The 17,660-nt window shown below is 67.2% G+C and carries 19 protein-coding genes; 11 read left to right on the top strand and 8 right to left on the bottom strand.

The annotated features are described in order from the left end of the window. Positions 1-103 precede the first annotated feature (103 nt). Complete coding sequence (locus tag HZY97_RS18815) at positions 104-529, top strand: hypothetical protein (RefSeq protein ID WP_180147635.1); 426 nt, start codon at positions 104-106, stop codon at positions 527-529. 10 nt (positions 530-539) lie between these two features. Here the strand turns inward: HZY97_RS18815 and HZY97_RS18820 are convergent, their stop codons facing one another. The 4 genes from HZY97_RS18820 to HZY97_RS18835 all read right to left on the bottom strand — a co-directional run bounded on the left by HZY97_RS18820 (position 540) and on the right by HZY97_RS18835 (position 4,492). Further along, positions 540-1,847: an amidohydrolase gene (locus HZY97_RS18820; protein ID WP_180147636.1), complete on the bottom strand. Its 1,308-nt coding sequence runs from the start codon at positions 1,845-1,847 to the stop codon at positions 540-542. Positions 1,848-1,916: 69 nt separating this feature from the next. Further along, positions 1,917-2,540 (bottom strand): DUF4893 domain-containing protein, encoded by a 624-nt coding sequence (locus tag HZY97_RS18825; RefSeq protein ID WP_180147637.1) that lies wholly within the window; start codon positions 2,538-2,540, stop codon positions 1,917-1,919. Between the two features lie 17 nt (positions 2,541-2,557). Continuing rightward, the gene (locus HZY97_RS18830) at positions 2,558-3,343 is read right to left on the bottom strand and encodes a 3-hydroxybutyrate dehydrogenase (protein ID WP_180147638.1); all 786 of its coding nucleotides are present in this window, start codon (positions 3,341-3,343) and stop codon (positions 2,558-2,560) included. A gap of 9 nt (positions 3,344-3,352) precedes the next feature. After that, positions 3,353-4,492, bottom strand: a complete 1,140-nt coding sequence (locus HZY97_RS18835; RefSeq protein ID WP_180147639.1) for a patatin-like phospholipase family protein — start codon at positions 4,490-4,492, stop codon at positions 3,353-3,355. 117 nt (positions 4,493-4,609) lie between these two features. On the opposite strand from HZY97_RS18835, the gene HZY97_RS18840 reads away from it, so the two are divergent. The 9 genes from HZY97_RS18840 (at position 4,610) to HZY97_RS18880 (ending at position 10,766) form a co-directional block, all read left to right on the top strand. Continuing rightward, positions 4,610-5,497: a neutral zinc metallopeptidase gene (locus HZY97_RS18840; RefSeq protein ID WP_180147640.1), complete on the top strand. Its 888-nt coding sequence runs from the start codon at positions 4,610-4,612 to the stop codon at positions 5,495-5,497. 195 nt (positions 5,498-5,692) lie between these two features. Next, positions 5,693-6,442, top strand: a complete 750-nt coding sequence (locus tag HZY97_RS18845) for an alpha/beta hydrolase (protein WP_180147641.1) — start codon at positions 5,693-5,695, stop codon at positions 6,440-6,442. After that, the gene (locus tag HZY97_RS18850; protein ID WP_180147642.1) at positions 6,427-7,185 is read left to right on the top strand and encodes a tetratricopeptide repeat protein; all 759 of its coding nucleotides are present in this window, start codon (positions 6,427-6,429) and stop codon (positions 7,183-7,185) included. The genes HZY97_RS18845 and HZY97_RS18850 overlap by 16 nt, the downstream gene beginning before the upstream one ends. Before the next feature lie 48 nt (positions 7,186-7,233). After that, positions 7,234-7,689: a VOC family protein gene (locus HZY97_RS18855; RefSeq protein ID WP_180147643.1), complete on the top strand. Its 456-nt coding sequence runs from the start codon at positions 7,234-7,236 to the stop codon at positions 7,687-7,689. Beyond that, entirely contained in the window at positions 7,683-8,711 is a 1,029-nt protein-coding gene (locus HZY97_RS18860; protein ID WP_373684436.1) for an NAD(P)H-dependent flavin oxidoreductase, read from the top strand. The genes HZY97_RS18855 and HZY97_RS18860 overlap by 7 nt, the downstream gene beginning before the upstream one ends. A gap of 38 nt (positions 8,712-8,749) precedes the next feature. Further along, entirely contained in the window at positions 8,750-9,091 is a 342-nt protein-coding gene (locus tag HZY97_RS18865) for a hypothetical protein (RefSeq protein WP_180147644.1), read from the top strand. An 83-nt stretch (positions 9,092-9,174) separates the two neighbouring features. Then, positions 9,175-9,900 carry a hydroxyacylglutathione hydrolase gene (gene gloB / locus HZY97_RS18870; protein WP_180147645.1) on the top strand — a complete coding sequence of 242 codons (726 nt, stop codon included), beginning with the start codon at positions 9,175-9,177 and terminating at the stop codon, positions 9,898-9,900. Positions 9,901-9,951: 51 nt separating this feature from the next. Beyond that, positions 9,952-10,347, top strand: coding sequence for a hypothetical protein (locus HZY97_RS18875; RefSeq protein ID WP_180147646.1), 396 nt, complete (start codon positions 9,952-9,954; stop codon positions 10,345-10,347). An 11-nt stretch (positions 10,348-10,358) separates the two neighbouring features. Then, entirely contained in the window at positions 10,359-10,766 is a 408-nt protein-coding gene (locus HZY97_RS18880; protein ID WP_180147647.1) for a hypothetical protein, read from the top strand. A 146-nt stretch (positions 10,767-10,912) separates the two neighbouring features. Here the strand turns inward: HZY97_RS18880 and hslU are convergent, their stop codons facing one another. From hslU to hslV, 4 genes are all read right to left on the bottom strand, one after another. After that, a complete protein-coding gene (gene hslU / locus HZY97_RS18885) occupies positions 10,913-12,205 on the bottom strand; it encodes an ATP-dependent protease ATPase subunit HslU (protein ID WP_180147648.1) in 1,293 nt (430 codons plus the stop codon). Positions 12,206-12,266: 61 nt separating this feature from the next. Then, positions 12,267-13,379: an FAD-dependent oxidoreductase gene (locus HZY97_RS18890; RefSeq protein WP_180147649.1), complete on the bottom strand. Its 1,113-nt coding sequence runs from the start codon at positions 13,377-13,379 to the stop codon at positions 12,267-12,269. A gap of 68 nt (positions 13,380-13,447) precedes the next feature. Further along, entirely contained in the window at positions 13,448-13,822 is a 375-nt protein-coding gene (locus HZY97_RS18895; RefSeq protein ID WP_180147650.1) for a hypothetical protein, read from the bottom strand. 19 nt (positions 13,823-13,841) lie between these two features. Next, a complete protein-coding gene (gene hslV, locus HZY97_RS18900; RefSeq protein WP_180147651.1) occupies positions 13,842-14,393 on the bottom strand; it encodes an ATP-dependent protease subunit HslV in 552 nt (183 codons plus the stop codon). Between the two features lie 230 nt (positions 14,394-14,623). On the opposite strand from hslV, the gene HZY97_RS18905 reads away from it, so the two are divergent. After that, positions 14,624-17,587, top strand: coding sequence for a TonB-dependent receptor domain-containing protein (locus tag HZY97_RS18905; protein WP_373684437.1), 2,964 nt, complete (start codon positions 14,624-14,626; stop codon positions 17,585-17,587). Positions 17,588-17,660: the final 73 nt, after the last annotated feature.

Below are 17,660 nucleotides of genomic sequence, written 5' to 3' on the forward strand. Positions count from 1 at the left end.
CGACGACTCGCCGGCGCCCCGCACTCCCCAGGACCTGCCTCTTTCCCGCGTTCGCGGTGCCATGGGATCGCTGTCCGCGCCCCGGCGTTGAGCCGAAGAGGCATTGAACGACGACATGCTAACCGAGCTGCACGAAGCACATGCGACATTGCTCGCGGGGATCCAGGAGCTGGAGGATGCGACGCGCGCGCCGGCGCCCGATCCGAGCGCGCTGGCTGCGATCCGCTGGCGGCTGAGCCGGGCGAGCAGCCGGCGTCGGCGGCTGGTGGAGCAGGCCTGTACGCGGCTGGCCGCGGATGCGCCGCGATCCGCGCCGCAGCTCGATGTGTTGCGCGACAGCAATACCGACATGCTCTCCGCGACCAGCCGCCATGTCGGCGCCTGGACGATCGAGCGCGTCGTCGCGGACTGGCCGGGCTATCGCGCGGCGTCGATCGAGATGCGCAAGGCGATGCGCGCGCGTATCGCGACGGAGAAGTCGATCCTCTATCCGTTGCTGGAAAAGGCGGAGGATCGCGCGACCAGCTGATCGCGCTGCGCTATTTCTTGAGGATATCCAGCGCCGCCGCGGTCATCGCCTCGGTCGCAGTGCCGATCACCTTCTCCGCGTCGGGCGCCCAATAGGCGCTGTGGAGCGAAGGGAGCGGCTTCTTGCCATCGTCCGACGCCGCCCATTTTTCGGCCGGCACGCCGCCGACCCAGAAGATCAGGCTCTGGATCGACTGGTCGGCGAGCCAGTAGCGGCTGAAGTCCTCGCCGCCCATCACCGCGCGGGTCTCGACGACGCGGTCCTTGCCGAAGCGGGCGGTCCATAGCGTCTTCATCCGGTCGCTGAGCGGCTGGGTGTTGAAGGTCGCGGGGGTGAAATTGTCGCGCAGCTTGACCTCGGGCATCCGGTCGTCAGACACGCCCGCGGCGATCGCCTCGCCTTTGGCGATGCGCGCGATGCCGTCGAGCAGGAGCTTGCGGACCTCGGGCTTGAAGCTGCGCACGGTGAGCAGCATCGTCACGTCGCTGCCGATGATGTTGTGCGTCGAGCCGCCCTTGATCATGCCGACGGTGACGACCGCGGCATCCTGCGGATCGACTTCGCGGCTGACCAGCGTCTGGAGCGAGGTGACGATGCGCGCGGCGAGGACGATCGGGTCCTTGGTGGTCTGCGGATAGGCGCCGTGCCCGCCGACGCCCTTCACGAGGATGTCGACCGAATCGACATTGGCGAGCGCATAGCCCGGCGTCACGCCGATCTGGCCGGCGGGCTGGCTGGCGCTGTCATGGAAGGCGAGTGCGAATTGCGGCTTGGGGAAGCGGGTGAACAGCCCGTCGTCGAGCATCGCCTTGGCGCCGGCGCCGCGCTCCTCGGCGGGCTGGGCGATCATGATCACGGTGCCGTGCCACTTCGCCTTCATCGCGGCGAGGTTGCGCAGCGTGCCGATCCAGCTCGCCATGTGCGTGTCGTGCCCGCAGGCATGCATCACGCCGGCCTCGACGCCGTCATCGGTGGTGGTGCGCACCGTGGAGGCGAAGGGCAGGCCGGTCGCCTCGGTGACGGGCAGGCCGTCCATGTCGGCGCGGATCAGCACGACCGGGCCGGGGCCGTTCTCGAGGATCGCGACCACGCCGGTGCCGCCGACCTTCTCGGTGACCTTGAAGCCGGCCTTGCGCGCTTCCTCGGCGAGCTTGGCGGCCGTGCGGACCTCGTGAAGGCTGAGCTCGGGGTTCGAATGGAAGTCGCGGTAGAATTCGAGGAGCTGGGGCAGCGCGGCCTGGGTCGCGTCGTGCACCGGATCGGCGGCAGGGGGCGTGCTGAAGCTCATCGCACTGGCGAGAAGAAGAGTAGCGAGCATTTGGTTCCCCCCTGGATCGAGGGAAGAGTGTCGCGTGGGGCGGGCGGGGTGTCAAACGCCCGCCCGTGATTAGTTCGCCGGCGTCAGCTCGATCACGTCGAGCTTGGACTCGAAGCCGGGATAGGGGAGGACGAGGCGCCAGCGGGCTTCGTCGATGCGCTCGATATAGCCGATCATGTCGCGCTTGCGGTCGACGCCGTAGCGCAGCGGGGCGGTCTCGTCGCCATAGACCATGACGCCGACGAACATCGCCCGGGCATCGGTGTTGGGATAGATGATGCCGTCGGGACGCTGCTCGCCGTCGGCCTTGACCAGGCGAAGCGCGTCGCCGCGCGGCGCGATCACGCAGCGGCCGGCGGGATAGGCCGTGTAATAGCGCGTGATCGGCTGCTGCGAGCCGAGCTTGATGGTGCGGCAGCGATACTCGCCGGCCGGCGGCATCGCATGGCCGAGCGCGACGTCGGGATCGAACAGCTTCGGGTCCGCCGCGATCGCCGCCGGCGCTTCGGCCTTGGCAGGTGCGAGCGCATCGTCCCATGCCTTGCGCCACTGGCGCACCCGGTCGGCGTCGCTGTCGGTCGCCACCTTGCGCCAGCCCCAGCCGGACGGCGGCTCGCTCGTCGTCGCCTCGCGATAGACGTTGCAGCCGGTCAGGCCGAGCGCGAGCAACGCGGCGGCGGGGGGCCATTTCATGCGCTTCAATTCCTTCATCAGGCCGCGGTCCAGCCGCCGTCGATCGAGTAGTTGGCGCCGGTGATCGGCGCGGCTTCGTCCCGGCAGAGGAAAAGCACCAGCGCGGCGACCTGTTCCGCGGTGACGAACTCCTTGGTCGGCTGCGCATCGAGCAGCACGTCGTTGATCACCTGCTCGCGGGTGAGGCCGCGCGCCTTCATCGTGTCGGGGATCTGGTTCTCGACCAAAGGCGTCCAGACATAGCCGGGCGAGACGCAGTTGACGGTGACGCCGTGGGTCGCGACTTCGAGCGCGATCGTCTTGGTCAGGCCGGCAATGGCGTGCTTGGCCATCACATAGGCGCTCTTGTTGGGGCTGGCGACGAGGCTGTGCGCCGAGGCGGTGGCGATGATCCGGCCCCATTTCTGCGCCTTCATGAACGGCACCGCGGCGCGCGTGACGTGCCAGGCCGAGGACATGTTGATCGCGATGATTGCATCGTACTTCTCGACGGGGAATTCCTCGATCGGGGCGACATGCTGGATGCCGGCATTGTTGATGACGATGTGCGGGCCGCCGAGTTCGTCATGGCAGCGCTGGACCATCGCATCGATCTGGTCGGGCCTGGTCATGTCGGCCGCGTCGTAGAGCGCCTTGGCGCCGCTCAGCGCCTCGAGACCGGCGCGCTCCTTCTCGATCGCGGCGGCGTCGCCGAAGCCGTTGATCATCACGCTCGCGCCCTCGGCGGCCAGCGCCTTGGCATAGGCCAGGCCGATGCCCGAAGTGGAACCGGTGATGATCGCGGACTTGCCCTTGAGGAACATGAACTACTCCTAACGCTGGGTGAGATCGAAGGCGGCGGTGTTGCCGTCAAGGATGTTGCTGGCGACGATCCGGGCATTCGCCATCGTCTCGACCACCGCGGTGCGGCCGGCCTGCCAATGTTCGTGCATCGAGCGCGCCGAGAATTCGAAGTCTCGCGAACCGCCTTCCCAGGCATTGGCGCGGTAGATCAGCTGGACGAGGCTGACCGGATATTCGGAGACGCGCGCCCGGATCGCCTGGACCTCGGGATCCTCGAGCAATTCGGGCGGCAGCCTGTCGAGCAGGCGGCAGACCATCTGGCGCTCCTGGCGCAGGCGCATGCGCTCGTCCGAGACGGTGCGAGTGCGGCTGGAGAAGCGGATTTCCTTCTCGCGGGCGACGACGTCGGTGATCGTGCGCGGCAGCTCGTCGGCGGCGGGGAAGAGATCGACCTGGAAGATCAATGTCTCGGCATCCTGCCGGTCGAGAATGTGCGTCAGCGGCGTGTTCGAGACGAGGCCGCCGTCCCAATACCAGGCGCCGTCGATCTCTACCGGGGGCAGCCCCGGCGGGAGGGCGCCCGAGGCCATGATGTGGCGCGCGTCGAGCGTCTCGTCGCGCGTATCGAAATAGCGGAAATTGCCGCTCTGGATGTCGACTGCGCCGACCGAGAGGCGGATGGGGCCCTTGTTTAGCAGGTCCCAGTCGACCAACCGGTCGAGCGTCTCGCGCAAAGGGCTAGTGTCGTAGAAGCTCAGTGCCTCGGGGGTGCCGGGGGTGGCGAAGCCAGGGGGCAGCAGGCGTGGGCGGAAGAAGCCGGGGACGCCGCCGAGCATGACCAGGCCGGCGGCCCATTCATGGCTGAACTCGCGCGCGGCGTCGTTCATCGGCAGCGAGATGTCGGGGAGCGCGGAAGTCGCCTGGTCCCAGAAGGCACGGATCGCGGACAGGCGCTTCTCGGGCGGGTTACCGGCGAACAGCGCGGCGTTGACTGCGCCGATCGAGATGCCCGCGACCCAGTCGACTTCGATGCCGGCCGTATGGAGTTCCTCGATCACGCCGGCCTGATAGGCGCCCAATGCGCCGCCACCCTGGAGCACCAGCGCCACCGTGTCCGGTAGCGGCAGGCCGGGGGCTTGTCGGCGGGGACGGGTCTCTGCGTCTGCCATGGCGGTGCTGTGGCCGAAACGGCGGAGCGAGGGAAGTGTATCTTTCGTAAGGTTCGCCGCGTGCAACCGTGCGCGGCTTGGGGCATTGTTGCGGGGTATCAACGAAGAGGGATCGCCATGCGGCTCGACGATATCGACCCCACCGACAATGCCCGCGACCTGGGAAGCGGCGGGGGCGGCGGTGGCGGTTTCGGACTGCTCGGGCTGCTGCCGCTGCTGCTCGGGCGCGGCATGGGCTGCGGGAGCATCGCAGTGATCGGGATCATCGCCATCGCCTATTTCGCGATGAGCGGCGGGGGCGGGATGCTGGGCACCACCGGCGGCGGCGGCCAGTCGCCCACGGCCGGGCAGAGCGGGCGGCAGGTGTGCGAGCAATCGCCGCTGCGGCTCGAGGCGTGCAAGGTGATGAAGTCCGCCGACGATACCTGGGCGGCGATCTTCCAGGGCGAAGGCAAGCAGTACCAGCCGGCGACGATCAACTTCTATGCCGGACAGGTGCAGTCGGGCTGCGGCTCGGCCTCGGCGGCGGTGGGGCCGTTCTACTGCCCGCGCGATGCCGGCGTGTATCTCGACACCAGTTTCTTCCAGGAACTCGAGCAGCGCTTCGGGGCGAAGGGCGACTTCGCCCGCGACTATGTGATCGCGCACGAGATGGGGCACCATATCCAGGACCTGCTCGGCGTCTCGACCGAAGTCTCGCGGCGCCAGGCCCGGGCGAGCGAGAGCGAGGGCAATGCGCTGTCGGTGCGGCTCGAGCTGCAGGCGGACTGCTATGCCGGCGTGTGGGCGGCGAAGAACAAGGACCGGATCGAGCCGGGCGACATTGAGGAAGGCATGACTGCGGCGAACGCGATCGGCGACGATACGCTGCAGAAGCAGGGTCAGGGCACCGTCGTGCCGGAGAGCTTCACCCACGGCACCTCGGCGCAGCGTATGGCGTGGCTGAGGAAGGGTCTGGAGAGCGGCGATCCTGGAGCGTGCGACACGTTTTCGGGAGGGATTTGACCTTCTCTCCCTCTCCCGCCTGCGGGAGAGGGAAGGAGCCGACGCAGTCGGCGGACGGGTGAGGGTGCGTGCGGACCGCGGGCGGCGCGCTTGCTTCCCGCACTGACCCTCACCCGGCCTGCGCTTCGGGCGGCCACCCTCTCCCGCAAGCGGTAGAGGGTTTTAAGGTGACGGCCCGCCCGCTATCCCCGCGGCATGACCGAAGAAACCCCCGCCGAAATCCCCGCCCGCCCCAAGCTTGCCTATCGCCACACGCCGGGCGCCGGCCCGACCGTGGTCTTCCTGTGCGGCTATGCGTCGGACATGAACGGCACCAAGGCGCTGCACCTCGAGGCCTGGGCGAAGGCGCATGGCCGGGCGTTCCTGCGCTTCGATTATTCGGGCTGCGGCGCGAGCGAGGGCAATTTCGAGGATGAGACGCTCGCTACCTGGCGTGACGATGCGATCCGGATGATCGAGGAGGTCGTGAAGGGGCCGGCGGTGCTGGTCGGCTCGTCGATGGGCGGCTGGATCATGGCGATGATCGCCAAGGCGCGGCCCGAGCTGGTTGCCGGGATGATCGGCATCGCCCCGGCGCCTGACTTCACCGACTGGGGCTTCACGATGGAGCAGAAGCTCGCGCTGCTTCAGAGCGGACGGATCGAGCAGCCCAATGATTATGGCGACCAGCCGACGGTGACCACCCGGGCTTTCTGGGCGTCGGGCGAGGCCAATCGCGTGCTCGTCCAGCCGATCGCCTGGGGCGGGCCGGTGCGGCTGCTCCAGGGGCAGAAGGACAAGGAAGTGCCGTGGGAGCACGCCCCCCGGCTGGCCGCCGCGATCCGTTCAGACATGGTGCAGACTTTGCTGGTCAAGGACGCGGAACACCGTTTTTCGCGCGAGCAGGACCTGGCCCTGATCGTGCGCGCGCTCGAGGAAGTCCTGGCCCTATGCTCCCCCTCCTGATCCTCGCCCTTCAGACCGCCCCGGTGCAGAGTGCGCCGGCCGCGCCGGCGAAGGAGCCGCCGCGCTTCACTCAGTGCATGGATCTCGCGACCGGCGATCCGGGCAAGGCGCTGGCCGACGCGGTGCAGTGGCGCTCCGAAGGCGGCGGGGTGATGGCGCGCCAGTGCATGGGCGTCGCCTATGCCAATCAGGGCAAATGGGCGGCCGCGGCGGGCACGTTCGAGGATGCCGCGCACGAGGCGGAAGTCGCCAAGGACCCGCGCGCGCCGCAATATTGGGCTTCGGCCGGCAATGCCTGGATCGCGGCGCAGGAGCCGGCCAAGGCGCGCGCGGCGATCGATGCGGCGCTCGCCACCGGCACGCTGGCCGGGCTCGACCTGGGCGAGGCGCATCTCGACCGGGCGCGGGCGATGGTGGCGCTCGGCGACAATGAAGCGGCGCGCAGCGACCTCGACAAGGCGCTGACCTATGCCGCCAGCGATCCGCTCGCCTGGCTGCTCTCGGCGACGCTGGCGCGGCGCGGTGGCGACCTGCCGCGTGCTGCAAACGACATTACCGAGGCGCTGCAGCGCGCGGGCGACGATCCCTCGGTCCAGCTCGAGGCGGGCAATATCGCCGCGGCGAGCGGCAACGAGGCGGATGCGCGCACCGCCTGGAGCCGGGCGATCGAGCTGGCGCCGGGCACCGCGATCGCAAGCGCGGCGCGCAAGGCGCTGGAGCAATTCTCCGCGACGGAGAAGTAGCCGAGCCTCCCTTGCGGGGAGGGGCGGGTAGGGCCTATCTCCGCGCCCATGCGCTATCTCCACACGATGATCCGCGTCACGGATCCCGATGCCACCGTCGCTTTCTTCGAACTGCTGGGCCTGAAGCAGGTGCGGCGGATGGACAGCGAGAAGGGGCGGTTCTCGCTGATCTTCCTCGCCGCCGACGAGGATTCCAAGGGTGAGGGCCAGCGCGCCGACGCCGAGGTCGAGCTGACCTGGAACTGGCCGGCCGAGGACGGCAGTGCGCCCGAGGAATATAGCGGCGGGCGCAATTTCGGGCATCTCGCCTACCGCGTCGACAATATCTACGAGACCTGCCAGCGGCTGCAGGACGGCGGCGTGACGATCAACCGCCCGCCGCGCGACGGCCACATGGCGTTCGTCCGCACCCCCGACAATATCTCGATCGAGCTGCTCCAGGCGGGCGATCCGCTCGCCCCCGCCGAGCCCTGGGCGTCGATGCCCAATGTGGGGGCGTGGTAGGCTTTCTCGAGAAGCTCGGGGCAGGCGCCCCGATCGTGCAGGCGCCGATGGCCGGCGCCGGTGGCACGCGGCTGGCGATTGCGGCGATCAAGGGCGGGGCGGTGGGATCACTGCCCTGCGCGCTGCTGACGCCGGCGCAGCTCGCCGAACAGATTGCCGAGGTCCGTGTGGGTGCGACCGGGCCGCTCAACCTCAATTTCTTCTGCCACCATCTGTCCGAGCCGGCGCCGGACGAGACGGCCTGGCGGGCATTGCTCGAGCCTTATTATGCCGAAGAGGGCGTCGAGCCCGGCCCGGCGCCGCCGCTGCGCCGGCCGTTTGATGCGGCGCTGTGCGAGGCGGTCGAAAAAGCGCGGCCCGAGATCGTCAGCTTCCATTTCGGGCTGCCCGATACGGCGTTGCTTGCGCGCGTACGCGGCACCGGCGCGCTGGTGTTCGGCAATGCGACGACGATCGAAGAGATGCGCTGGCTCGCCGAGCGCGGCGTCGACGCGGTGATCGCGCAGGGTGCCGAGGCAGGTGGACATTCTGGCTGGTTCCTGGGCGAGGGCCATGCGCCGACGCCGCTTGCCGAGCTGCTCGCCGAGGAAATCGCGGTGCCGGTGATTGCGGCGGGCGGGATCGTCGATGGCGCCGACATCGCGCGCGCGCTGGCGGCGGGGGCGAGCGGGGTGCAGATCGGCACTGCCTTTCTCGCGGCCGAGGAAAGCAGCATCTCGGCGCCGTTCCGCGCGTTGCTCGGCAGCGACGTGCCGACCGAGTTCACCAATCTCTTCTCCGGGCGCGAGGCGCAGGGGATTCGCAACCGGCTGATGCGCGAGCTCGGCCCGATCCGCACGGAGGCGCCCGCCTTCCCCTATGGCTCGAACGCGCTGGCTCCGCTCAGGGCGAAGGCCGAGGCGGACGGGCGGGGCGACTATTCGCCGCTCTGGGCCGGTACCGGCGTGGCGCGGGTGCGGGCGATGGGGGCGGAGCAACTGGTCCGCCAGCTCGTCGAGGCGCTTGCCTCGGCAAGGGCTTAACTGTATTATTCTACTAATACAGTTGCGAGGTTGCGTAGATGCGTTTTCGTGCAGGTTTGCTGGCGCTGGCATTGGCCGGATGCCACGGCGCGCAACAAAAGCCGGGCGTGGACGTGGCGTTCGACGTCGACGACGATGGCAGCGCGACCAGCGTGAAATGCATCGCCTCAAGCGGCGGCACCTGCCAGATCGACTTTCGCGACGCGTGGCCGAAGCGCAGGGTGCTCCAGCCGGGCGAGATGCGGCGCTTCTCCAATGTCGCACCGGGCGCGAGCGTATGCGTCAAGGCCGAGGTGGCGGCGCTGGTCAGGTGCAAGCCGATCAAGCTCGCCGCCGGCTATGCGCGGATCCGCAAGGACCAGCACGACCGCGTCGAATGAGCGGCGAAAACCCCTAAATTCCGCTAAATTGGTGCAAAGCCTGGTTAAGGAGCTACAAAGCTAAGCGGGGGAGGAGGTTTACAATGGCACTCGAGATCGTGCGCATTCCCGCGCTGAGCGACAATTACATCTGGCTGATCCACGACAAGCGCGCGGACAAGACCGCCGTGGTCGACCCCGGCGATCCCGCGCCCGTGCTCGCCGAGCTGAAGCGGCGCAGCTGGAAGCTCAACGCGATCCTCAACACCCACTGGCACCCGGATCACACTGGTGGCAATGCGGCGCTGAAGTCCGAGACCGGGGCGATCATCATCGCGCCGTCGGGCGAGGGCACGCGCATTCCCGGCGCCGACTGGCTGGCCGGGGGCAACAACAAGATCAAGGTCGGCCAGCACGTCGCGCATATCCTAGAAGTGCCGGGCCATACCGCGGGGCACATCGCCTATCACTTCGTCGAGGATCAGATGCTGTTCGTGGGCGACACGCTGTTCGCGATGGGCTGTGGCCGGCTGTTCGAAGGAACGGCGGCACAGATGTTCAAGAACATGCAGCTCTTCGCCAAGCTGCCGCCCGAGACGATGGTCTACCCCGCGCATGAATATACCCAGGCGAACGGGCGCTTCGCGCTGACCGTCGAGCCCGACAACGAAGCGCTGCAGGCGCGGATGGCCGAGGTCGACGCGCTGCGCGAGGCGGGTGAGCCGACAGTGCCGACGACGATCGGCGCGGAGCTGGCGACCAACCCGTTCCTGCGCGCGGAAAGCGCCGAGCAGCTCGCCGAGCGCCGTGCGGCAAAGGATGCATTCTGATCGGCGAGGCGCTATAAGCGGGCAGGTGTCGGGGGCGACGGGAGAATCACGATGATCCGCTTCGCCTTGCCTGTACTGATCCTGGGTGCCTGCGGCGCCAATGCCGCACTGCCCCAGAAGACTTCGAACAATGATGACGCCAAGATCGCCAGGACGCTGGCGGGGCTGACCCCCGGCAAGCCGCAGGAATGCATCGATCAGAGCCGGGTCGGCGAGACCCGCGGCTATCGTGACACGATCCTCTATGTGGGCGGCAAGACCAAGGTGTGGCGCAACGACACGGTCGGCAGCTGCACCGGGCTTTCCTATGGCGACCTGCCGGTGGTGCGCAGCATGTCGGGCCGGCTGTGCCGCGGCGACATCGTGCAGACCCGTGCGCGGATCGGCGGGATGATGACCAGCTCGTGCGCGCTCGGCCAGTTCGTGCCCTATACCAAAGCAAAATGAGGAGAGCCGCCATGCGTATCGCCCCGATCGTCGCGCTCGGCCTGCTCGCGCTGGCGGGCTGTACGCCGAGCGCGCAGATGCAGGCATCCGAGCAGGCGGAAGCGGCCAAGGATTTGGCCGATGTGCTCGGCGATCGCACCCCCGGCACTCCGCGCGACTGTATCTCGGTCAGCGATTCCGAGGGGCCGCAGATCATCGATGACCACACGATCATCTACAAGCCGGTGGGGCGCACGCTGTGGCGCAACGACCTGGCGAGCGCCTGCCCGGGGCTCAGGCCCTATACGACGCTGATCGTGGAAGTGCACGGATCGCAGATCTGCCGGAACGACCGCTTCCGGGCGATCGATCCGGGAGCGAGCATTCCGGGGCCGTATTGCATGTTCGGCAAGTTCACGCCGTACGAGAAGGCGAAGTAGGAAAAGCGAAATCCTCTCCCGGAGGGAGAGGGGGACCGCCGGCGAAGCCGGTGGTGGAGAGGGAAGCCCCCGAGCGCATCGCCCGCGGCACTCCCCCTCCACCAGCTTCGCTGGTCCCCCTCCCACTCCGGGGGAGGGTGTTTCGGTTACAGCACGTAGCGGCTGAGATCGGTGTTGCGCGCGACGGCGGCGAGCTGGCTGTCCACATAAGCCCCGTCGATCACCAGCGTCTCGCCCTTGCGGTCCTCGGCGCCGAAGCTGATGTCCTCGAGCAGCTTCTCCATCACCGTCTGCAGGCGGCGGGCGCCGATATTCTCGATCTCGGCATTCACCTCGGCGGCAATCTTCGCGACTGCGCGGATGCCGTCGTCGGTGAAGTCGATCTGCACGCCTTCGGTGCCGAGCAGCGCGGCATATTGCTGGACCAGGCTCGCCTTGGTGTCGCTGAGGATCGCGACGAAGTCCGCCTCGGTCAGCGCCTTCAATTCGACGCGGATCGGCAGGCGGCCCTGGAGCTCGGGGAGCAGGTCAGAGGGCTTGGCGACGTGGAAGGCGCCCGAAGCGATGAAGAGGATGTGGTCGGTCTTCATCGGCCCGTACTTCGTGGCCACCGTGGTGCCCTCGATCAGCGGCAGCAGGTCGCGCTGGACGCCTTCGCGGCTCACCGAGCCGCCGCGCACGTCGCTCACCGCGATCTTGTCGATCTCGTCGAGGAAGACGATGCCGTTCGCCTCCGCATCGGCGAGTGCGACGCGGCTGACTTCGTCCTGGTCGAGGCGCTTGTCGGCCTCTTCCTCGACGAGCTTCTCCCAGGCGGCGCGGACGTTGAGCTTGCGGCGCTTGAGCGGCGAGCCACTCAGGCCCTTCATCATCTCGCCCAGGTTGATCATTTGCGGGCCGGCGCCGGGGATGTCGAAGGGCATCGACGGCGCCTGCTCGACTTCGATCTCGATCTCGCTGGTGTCGAGCGTGCCTTCGTGGAAGCGCTGGCGAAAGGCTTCGCGGGTGGCGGTGGAGCTGTCCTTGCCGGTGAGCGCGTCGAGCAAGCGCTGCATCGCGGCCTCCTCGGCCTTGTCCTTCACCGCCGAGCGGCGGCGCTCCTTTTCGAGCCGGATCGCTTCCTCGACCAGGTCGCGGGCGATCTGCTCGACGTCGCGGCCGACATAGCCGACTTCGGTGAACTTGGTCGCTTCGACCTTCACGAAGGGCGCATCGGCGAGCTTCGCCAGGCGGCGGCTGATCTCGGTCTTGCCGCAGCCGGTCGGTCCGATCATCAGGATGTTCTTGGGCGTGACCTCATCGCGGAGATCCGCGGAGAGCTGCTGGCGGCGCCAGCGGTTGCGCAGCGCGACCGAGACGGCGCGCTTGGCGTCCTGCTGGCCGATGATGTGCGCGTCGAGGGCGGCGACGATCGCCTTGGGGGTGAGTGCTTCGTTCATTTGGGAAATGGATACTCTGGCATTGTTTCGGACCCCGATGTCGGGTGCCGGGGACGCCGCTTCAAGCCGTGCAGCGGAAGCCGGCGAAGAAGGCCTGTTGCCTGGCGATGATCTTCGCGATGCGATCGGGCTGGGGCGTGGCGTCCCATTCGCCATGCTCGAAGGTGCCGCCGCAGATGATGCCGTCGCCGCGGGGGAACATATAGCCCATCTTGCCGGCAAAGGCGTATTGCACCTCGGCCTGGGGGAGCAGCACGGCGAGCTGGCCGCGCACCGGCTCGATCTCGGCGTCGCCGAACAGCTTGCCGGCGCCCAGGCCGGTGCAGTTGAAGACCAAAGTTTCGGGCAGCGCGGCGACCTCGGCGGGGGTGGCGAATTCGCGGACTACGAACTTGCCGCCGGCGAGCTGCACGTCGCGGGTGAGCTGGCGCAGCAAATGACCGCTCTCCGCGTACATCGTCATGAAGCGCGTGACGCGCTGGACGGGGAAGGGATGCTCGCCGGGGCCCAGCACGACGCGGTCGGTCTCGTGGCGGGTCGCAGGCGAGCTCGGCTCGTCCGCATCGCCGTCGCCCAGCTCGATATAGGTGGGCAGCCAGCGAATGCCGTATTCGTCGCCCGTCATGATCTGGAAGCGGCGCCAGCTATAGTCCATCGCCGCTTCGAACTGGGCGAGCCATTCGGGGGTGACGCGGTCATGCTGGTAGAGCCCGGCGGGGTGCCATTGCCCGCCGGCGATGTTCGAGGTGGTGTGGGGCGGGAGCTGGGCGGCGTAGAGCGTGACCTGGCGGCCGGCCTCCTGCAGCAGGCGCGCGGTGGTGAGCCCGGCGATGCCCGAGCCGAGCACTGCGACCGGACCGCTATGGCCGGGAAGACCGAGATCGACCGCGAGCCGTGCGGTGCCCCAGCCGAGCGTGATGCCCGAGCCGCCATGGCCGTAATTATGGACGAGGCGCTTGTCGCCGAACGGCTCGGCGCGGACGACGAAGCCCGAAGCGCGATAGGGACGCAGACCCGCGACGGTGCGGATGACGCGGTTCGCCGAGACGTTCGCGATCGGCAGGCATTTGGGCCCGCGGCTGGGGTTCACTGCCTTCAGGGGGCGGGGCGTCGTCGTGCAGGCGGGCAGGGCCAGCGCGGCGGAGGCGATCAGCGGGCGGCGGGCGATCAGCATGGGCGCAGGGTAAGGGAGAGGCGGCTGCGCTCAACCCTGTTTTGGATTGGGGGAGGTATGAGCGGAAGTCATGGCTCGCGCGGCTCCGCCAGCCAGGCCTCGGCTTCCTCGAAGGTCATGAAGATCCGCATCCGGGGATGCGTCTGGGTGCGCTCGGCCTGGAGCTTGTTGAGATGGCTGCCGACGACCGAGGCTGCGCGGCCCGAGGTGAGCGTAAGCCCCGCCTCGGCGATGCTGGGCAGCAGGTCGGCGACGTCATTCGCCTGGACCGGAAAATCGCGCGAATCGATCAGGACGTCATAGTCGTCGCGGATCGCGCGCACTTCCTGCGCCTTCGCGCCGGCCGCTGTCGCGAAGTCCCGGACCGTCTCGACGGTCCAGAACTCACGAATGTTGATCAGGATGAGGTTGCGGCGGGAATCATAGTCGAGGCGGAATTTCATGCCGCCGCCGATGCTCGGCTCAGCTATCGCTGTCCAGCATTTCCACGGTGAGCCGGTCATTGGTGTAGACGCAGAGCTCGCCGGCGATCTTCATCGCCTGGCGGGCGATCTTCTCGGGGTCGGTCTCATAGTCGACCAGCGCGCGCGCTGCGGCGAGGGCGAAATTGCCGCCCGAGCCGATCGCGGCAACGCCGCCCTCGGGCTCGAGCACATCGCCATTGCCGGTAACGACCAGCGTCACTTCCTTGTCGGCGACGATCAGCATCGCCTCGAGGTTGCGGAGATATTTGTCGGTCCGCCAGTCCTTGGCCAGCTCGACTGCGGCGCGGAGAAGCTGACCGTTATGGCGCTCAAGCTTGGCCTCGAGCCGCTCGAACAGAGTGAATGCATCGGCGGTGGCGCCGGCGAAGCCCGCGATCACCTTGCCGTCGCCCAAGGGGCGGACCTTGCGCGCATTGGGCTTCATCACGGTGCTGCCGGCCGAGACCTGACCGTCACCCGCAATCACCACTTTGCCAGATTTTCGCACGGAGAGGATCGTTGTGCCGTGCCACGCATTTGTTTCGCTCATGGAGACGATATGGGGAGACGATGGCATGGCCCGCAAGAGGCACGCTGCGTCAGTGTTGCATCGACGACACATCGCACCGCAGCAAAATTCACACCCGACAACGCTGACGCGTCCGCAGGATTGACAGTTTCATGAAACCGGTTTCATGGGGGTTTCAGGCAAACACGAAAAACAAAACAACCGCCGCCGACGCTTGTAACCGGTTACAACCTCGCTGGGGAGGAAATACAGTGGGAATTCAGAATAAGCATAGCCGTGCCCTGACGCGCGGCATCTCCGTGACGGCAATGGCGGCAGCCACGCTGTTTGCGACCGGCGCCGTGCTGCTGCCGACCATGGCCTCGGCGCAGGTGAGCACCGCCAGCCTTGGCGGCCAGGTGACCGGCGCGGATGGCGCCGGCGCGGCAGGTGCGCAGGTCAGCGCGCGCAACACCGGCACCAACCAGACCGCACGCGCAGTGGCCGATTCAAGCGGCTATTACACGCTCAACGGCCTGCGTCCGGGCCAGTATGAAGTCGTCGCGACGATCGGCACCGAGACGGTGTCGCAGACGGTGATCGTCGGCGTCGGCGAGGCGGCGAGCCTCGACCTGGCGGTAGGCGGCACGGTGGCAGCGACGCCCGCGCCCGAGGGCCAGATCGTCGTCACCGGATCGCGCCTGCGCGAGACGCGGACCAGCGAAATCGCGACGAACGTCAGCACTACGCAGATCGAGCGGCTGCCGCAGACCGACCGCAACTTCCTGTCCTTCACGGCGCTCGCCCCGGGCGTGCGCTACAATGACAGCGAGACCGACAAGAGCTTCACCTCGGGTGCGTCGACCGCCAGCCAGGTCAATGTGTTCATCGACGGCGTCAGCCTGAAGAACCAGCTGCGCGAGGGCGGTGTCGCCGGCCAGCAGAACAGCCGCGGCAACCCGTTCGGCCAGCTCGCCGTGCAGGAATTCCGCGTCCTCACGCAGAACTACAAGGCCGAGTATGAGCAGGCCGGCGCGGCGATCGTCACGGCGATCACCAAGTCGGGCACCAACGAGTTCCACGGCGAGGCCTTCGGCCAGTATACGGACAAGGGCCTGGCCGAGAAGGCGTATCTCGACAAGCGCAACAACCGCGCCGAGCCGGACTTCGAGCGCAAGCAGTATGGCGTGGCGCTGGGCGGCCCGATCATCAAGGACAAGCTGTTCTTCTTCGGTGCCTATGAAGGCAACGACCAGAACCGCGCGTTCAACGTGGTCGCGGGCGGCAACGCGGCGCTGCAGGCCGCGGCATCGGCATCGCTCGGCCGCGATATCCACACGCTCGAGGGCGCGTTCGTCAGCCCGTTCCGCAGCGACTTCTACTTCGGCAAACTGACGCTGACCCCGGACGACCGCCAGACCTTCGACCTGTCGTTCAGCCGCCGCGACGAGAGCGACATCCAGGCCTTCGGCAACAACGTTTCCTATGAGGCGGCGGAGAACAAGAAGAACCGGGTCGACACCTATCAGTTCAAATGGGCGTATAACGGCAGCAATTTCGTCAACGAATTCAATGCCAGCTATCTGAACTACACATTCAATCCGACCTCGCTGCACCCCGATCTGCCGCAATATGAATATGCCGGCGTGATCATCGCGGGCGGCAAGGACTCGACCCGCAACGAAGTGCAGAACAGCTATACGTTCCGCGACGACTTCACCTGGTCGGGCTTGGCGGGCCATGTGTTCAAGGCGGGCATCCGCGTGCAGGTGACCGACATCACCTTCGACGACCACAGCTATGTCCAGCCGCACTATACCTTCACCGACAACGGCAATAATGGCACGCCGCTCAACCCGAATGACGATCTGAGCTTCGCCTTCCCGAGCGAGGCGCGCCTGGGCCTGGGCAGCTCGCTGATCCAGGCGTCGAACACCCAGCTTGGTCTGTACGTGCAGGACGACTGGAACGTCACCCCGAAGCTCCAGCTCAACCTGGGCGTGCGCTGGGACTATGAGACCAACGGGTTCAACAATGATTATGTGACCCCGGCCAATGCCGCGGCGGCGTTGCGCGCACTGCCCGCGACCTATTATTTCAATCCCGAAAACTACATCACCGACGGCAATGACCGGAAGCCGTTCATGGGCGCCTTCGCCCCGCGCCTTGGTTTCTCCTATGACCTGAAGGGCGATCGCTCGACGGTGATCTTCGGTGGCTTTGGCCGCTATTACGACCGCAACAACTTCAACAACACGATCGACGAGCTGTCGCGCGTGCTCAACCCGGTGGGCGTGTTCCGCTTCTCGGTCGACGGCTCGCCGCGGTCGGGCCTGCCGACCGTGGCGTGGAACCCGGCCTATGGGACCCGTGCGGGCCTGCTCGCGCTCCAGGGCAGCGCCGCCGGCGCCGGCCTGCCCGAGCTGTTCGCAGTGAAGAACGATGCCAAGCCGCCGGTGAACGACCAGTTCAGCCTGGGCGTGCGCCAGCGTTTCGGCGTGTTCCAGGCCGCGATCACCGGCTCGTACCAGCGCGGCCGCAACGGCTATACCAACCTGTTCGCCACGCGGCAGAACAATGGTCTCGGCAATTGCTGCAACACCGCGCCGGTGACGCCGTTCGGCTATGCCAATGTGCTGATCGGCTATGACGGGCTCGATACCCGCTACAAGGCGCTCTACGTCACGCTCGACAAGAACTACACCGCCGCGTCGGGCTGGGGCCTCAACATCGCCTATACGCTGTCCAAGGCAGAGCAGAACGGCAACGACCTGTTCAGCCTCGATGGCATCACGCCGGATTCCTATGGCTGGCGCACTCGTCCGGGCGACGAGCGCCACCGGCTGGTGATCTCGGGCATGGTCGACCTGCCGTTCGGCTTCTCCTTCTCGACGCTCACCACGCTCGGCAGCGGCCAGGGTTATCTGGTCACCGACGCGACCCAGGGCTTCGACGTGGGCAAGCTCAAGCTGACCACAGCCTATCCCGAGAAGAACTGTATCGAGGGGCTGTTCGCCTTCTGCGAAGTCAATCTGACGCTGGCCAACCGCTTCAAGATCCATGGCTTCGGCCAGGTCGAGGCAGCGGTCGACCTGCTCAATGCGTTCAACAACAAGAACTTCAAGGATTTCGACGGCTTCTTCAGCCTGACCGATCCGCTGGATCCGGGCCGCATCGGCAACAACACCGTCACGTTGCCGCGGCGCATCCAGTTCCGCCTCGGCTACAAGTTCTGAGCCTGGCCTGAGCAATGCAATTTGGGGGAGGCGGGCTTCGGCTCTCCTCCCCCTGTTCTTTTTGGGGATTGGC

This window comes from Sphingomonas sp. R-74633 (assembly GCF_013416555.1).
Lineage (GTDB): Bacteria > Pseudomonadota > Alphaproteobacteria > Sphingomonadales > Sphingomonadaceae > Sphingomonas.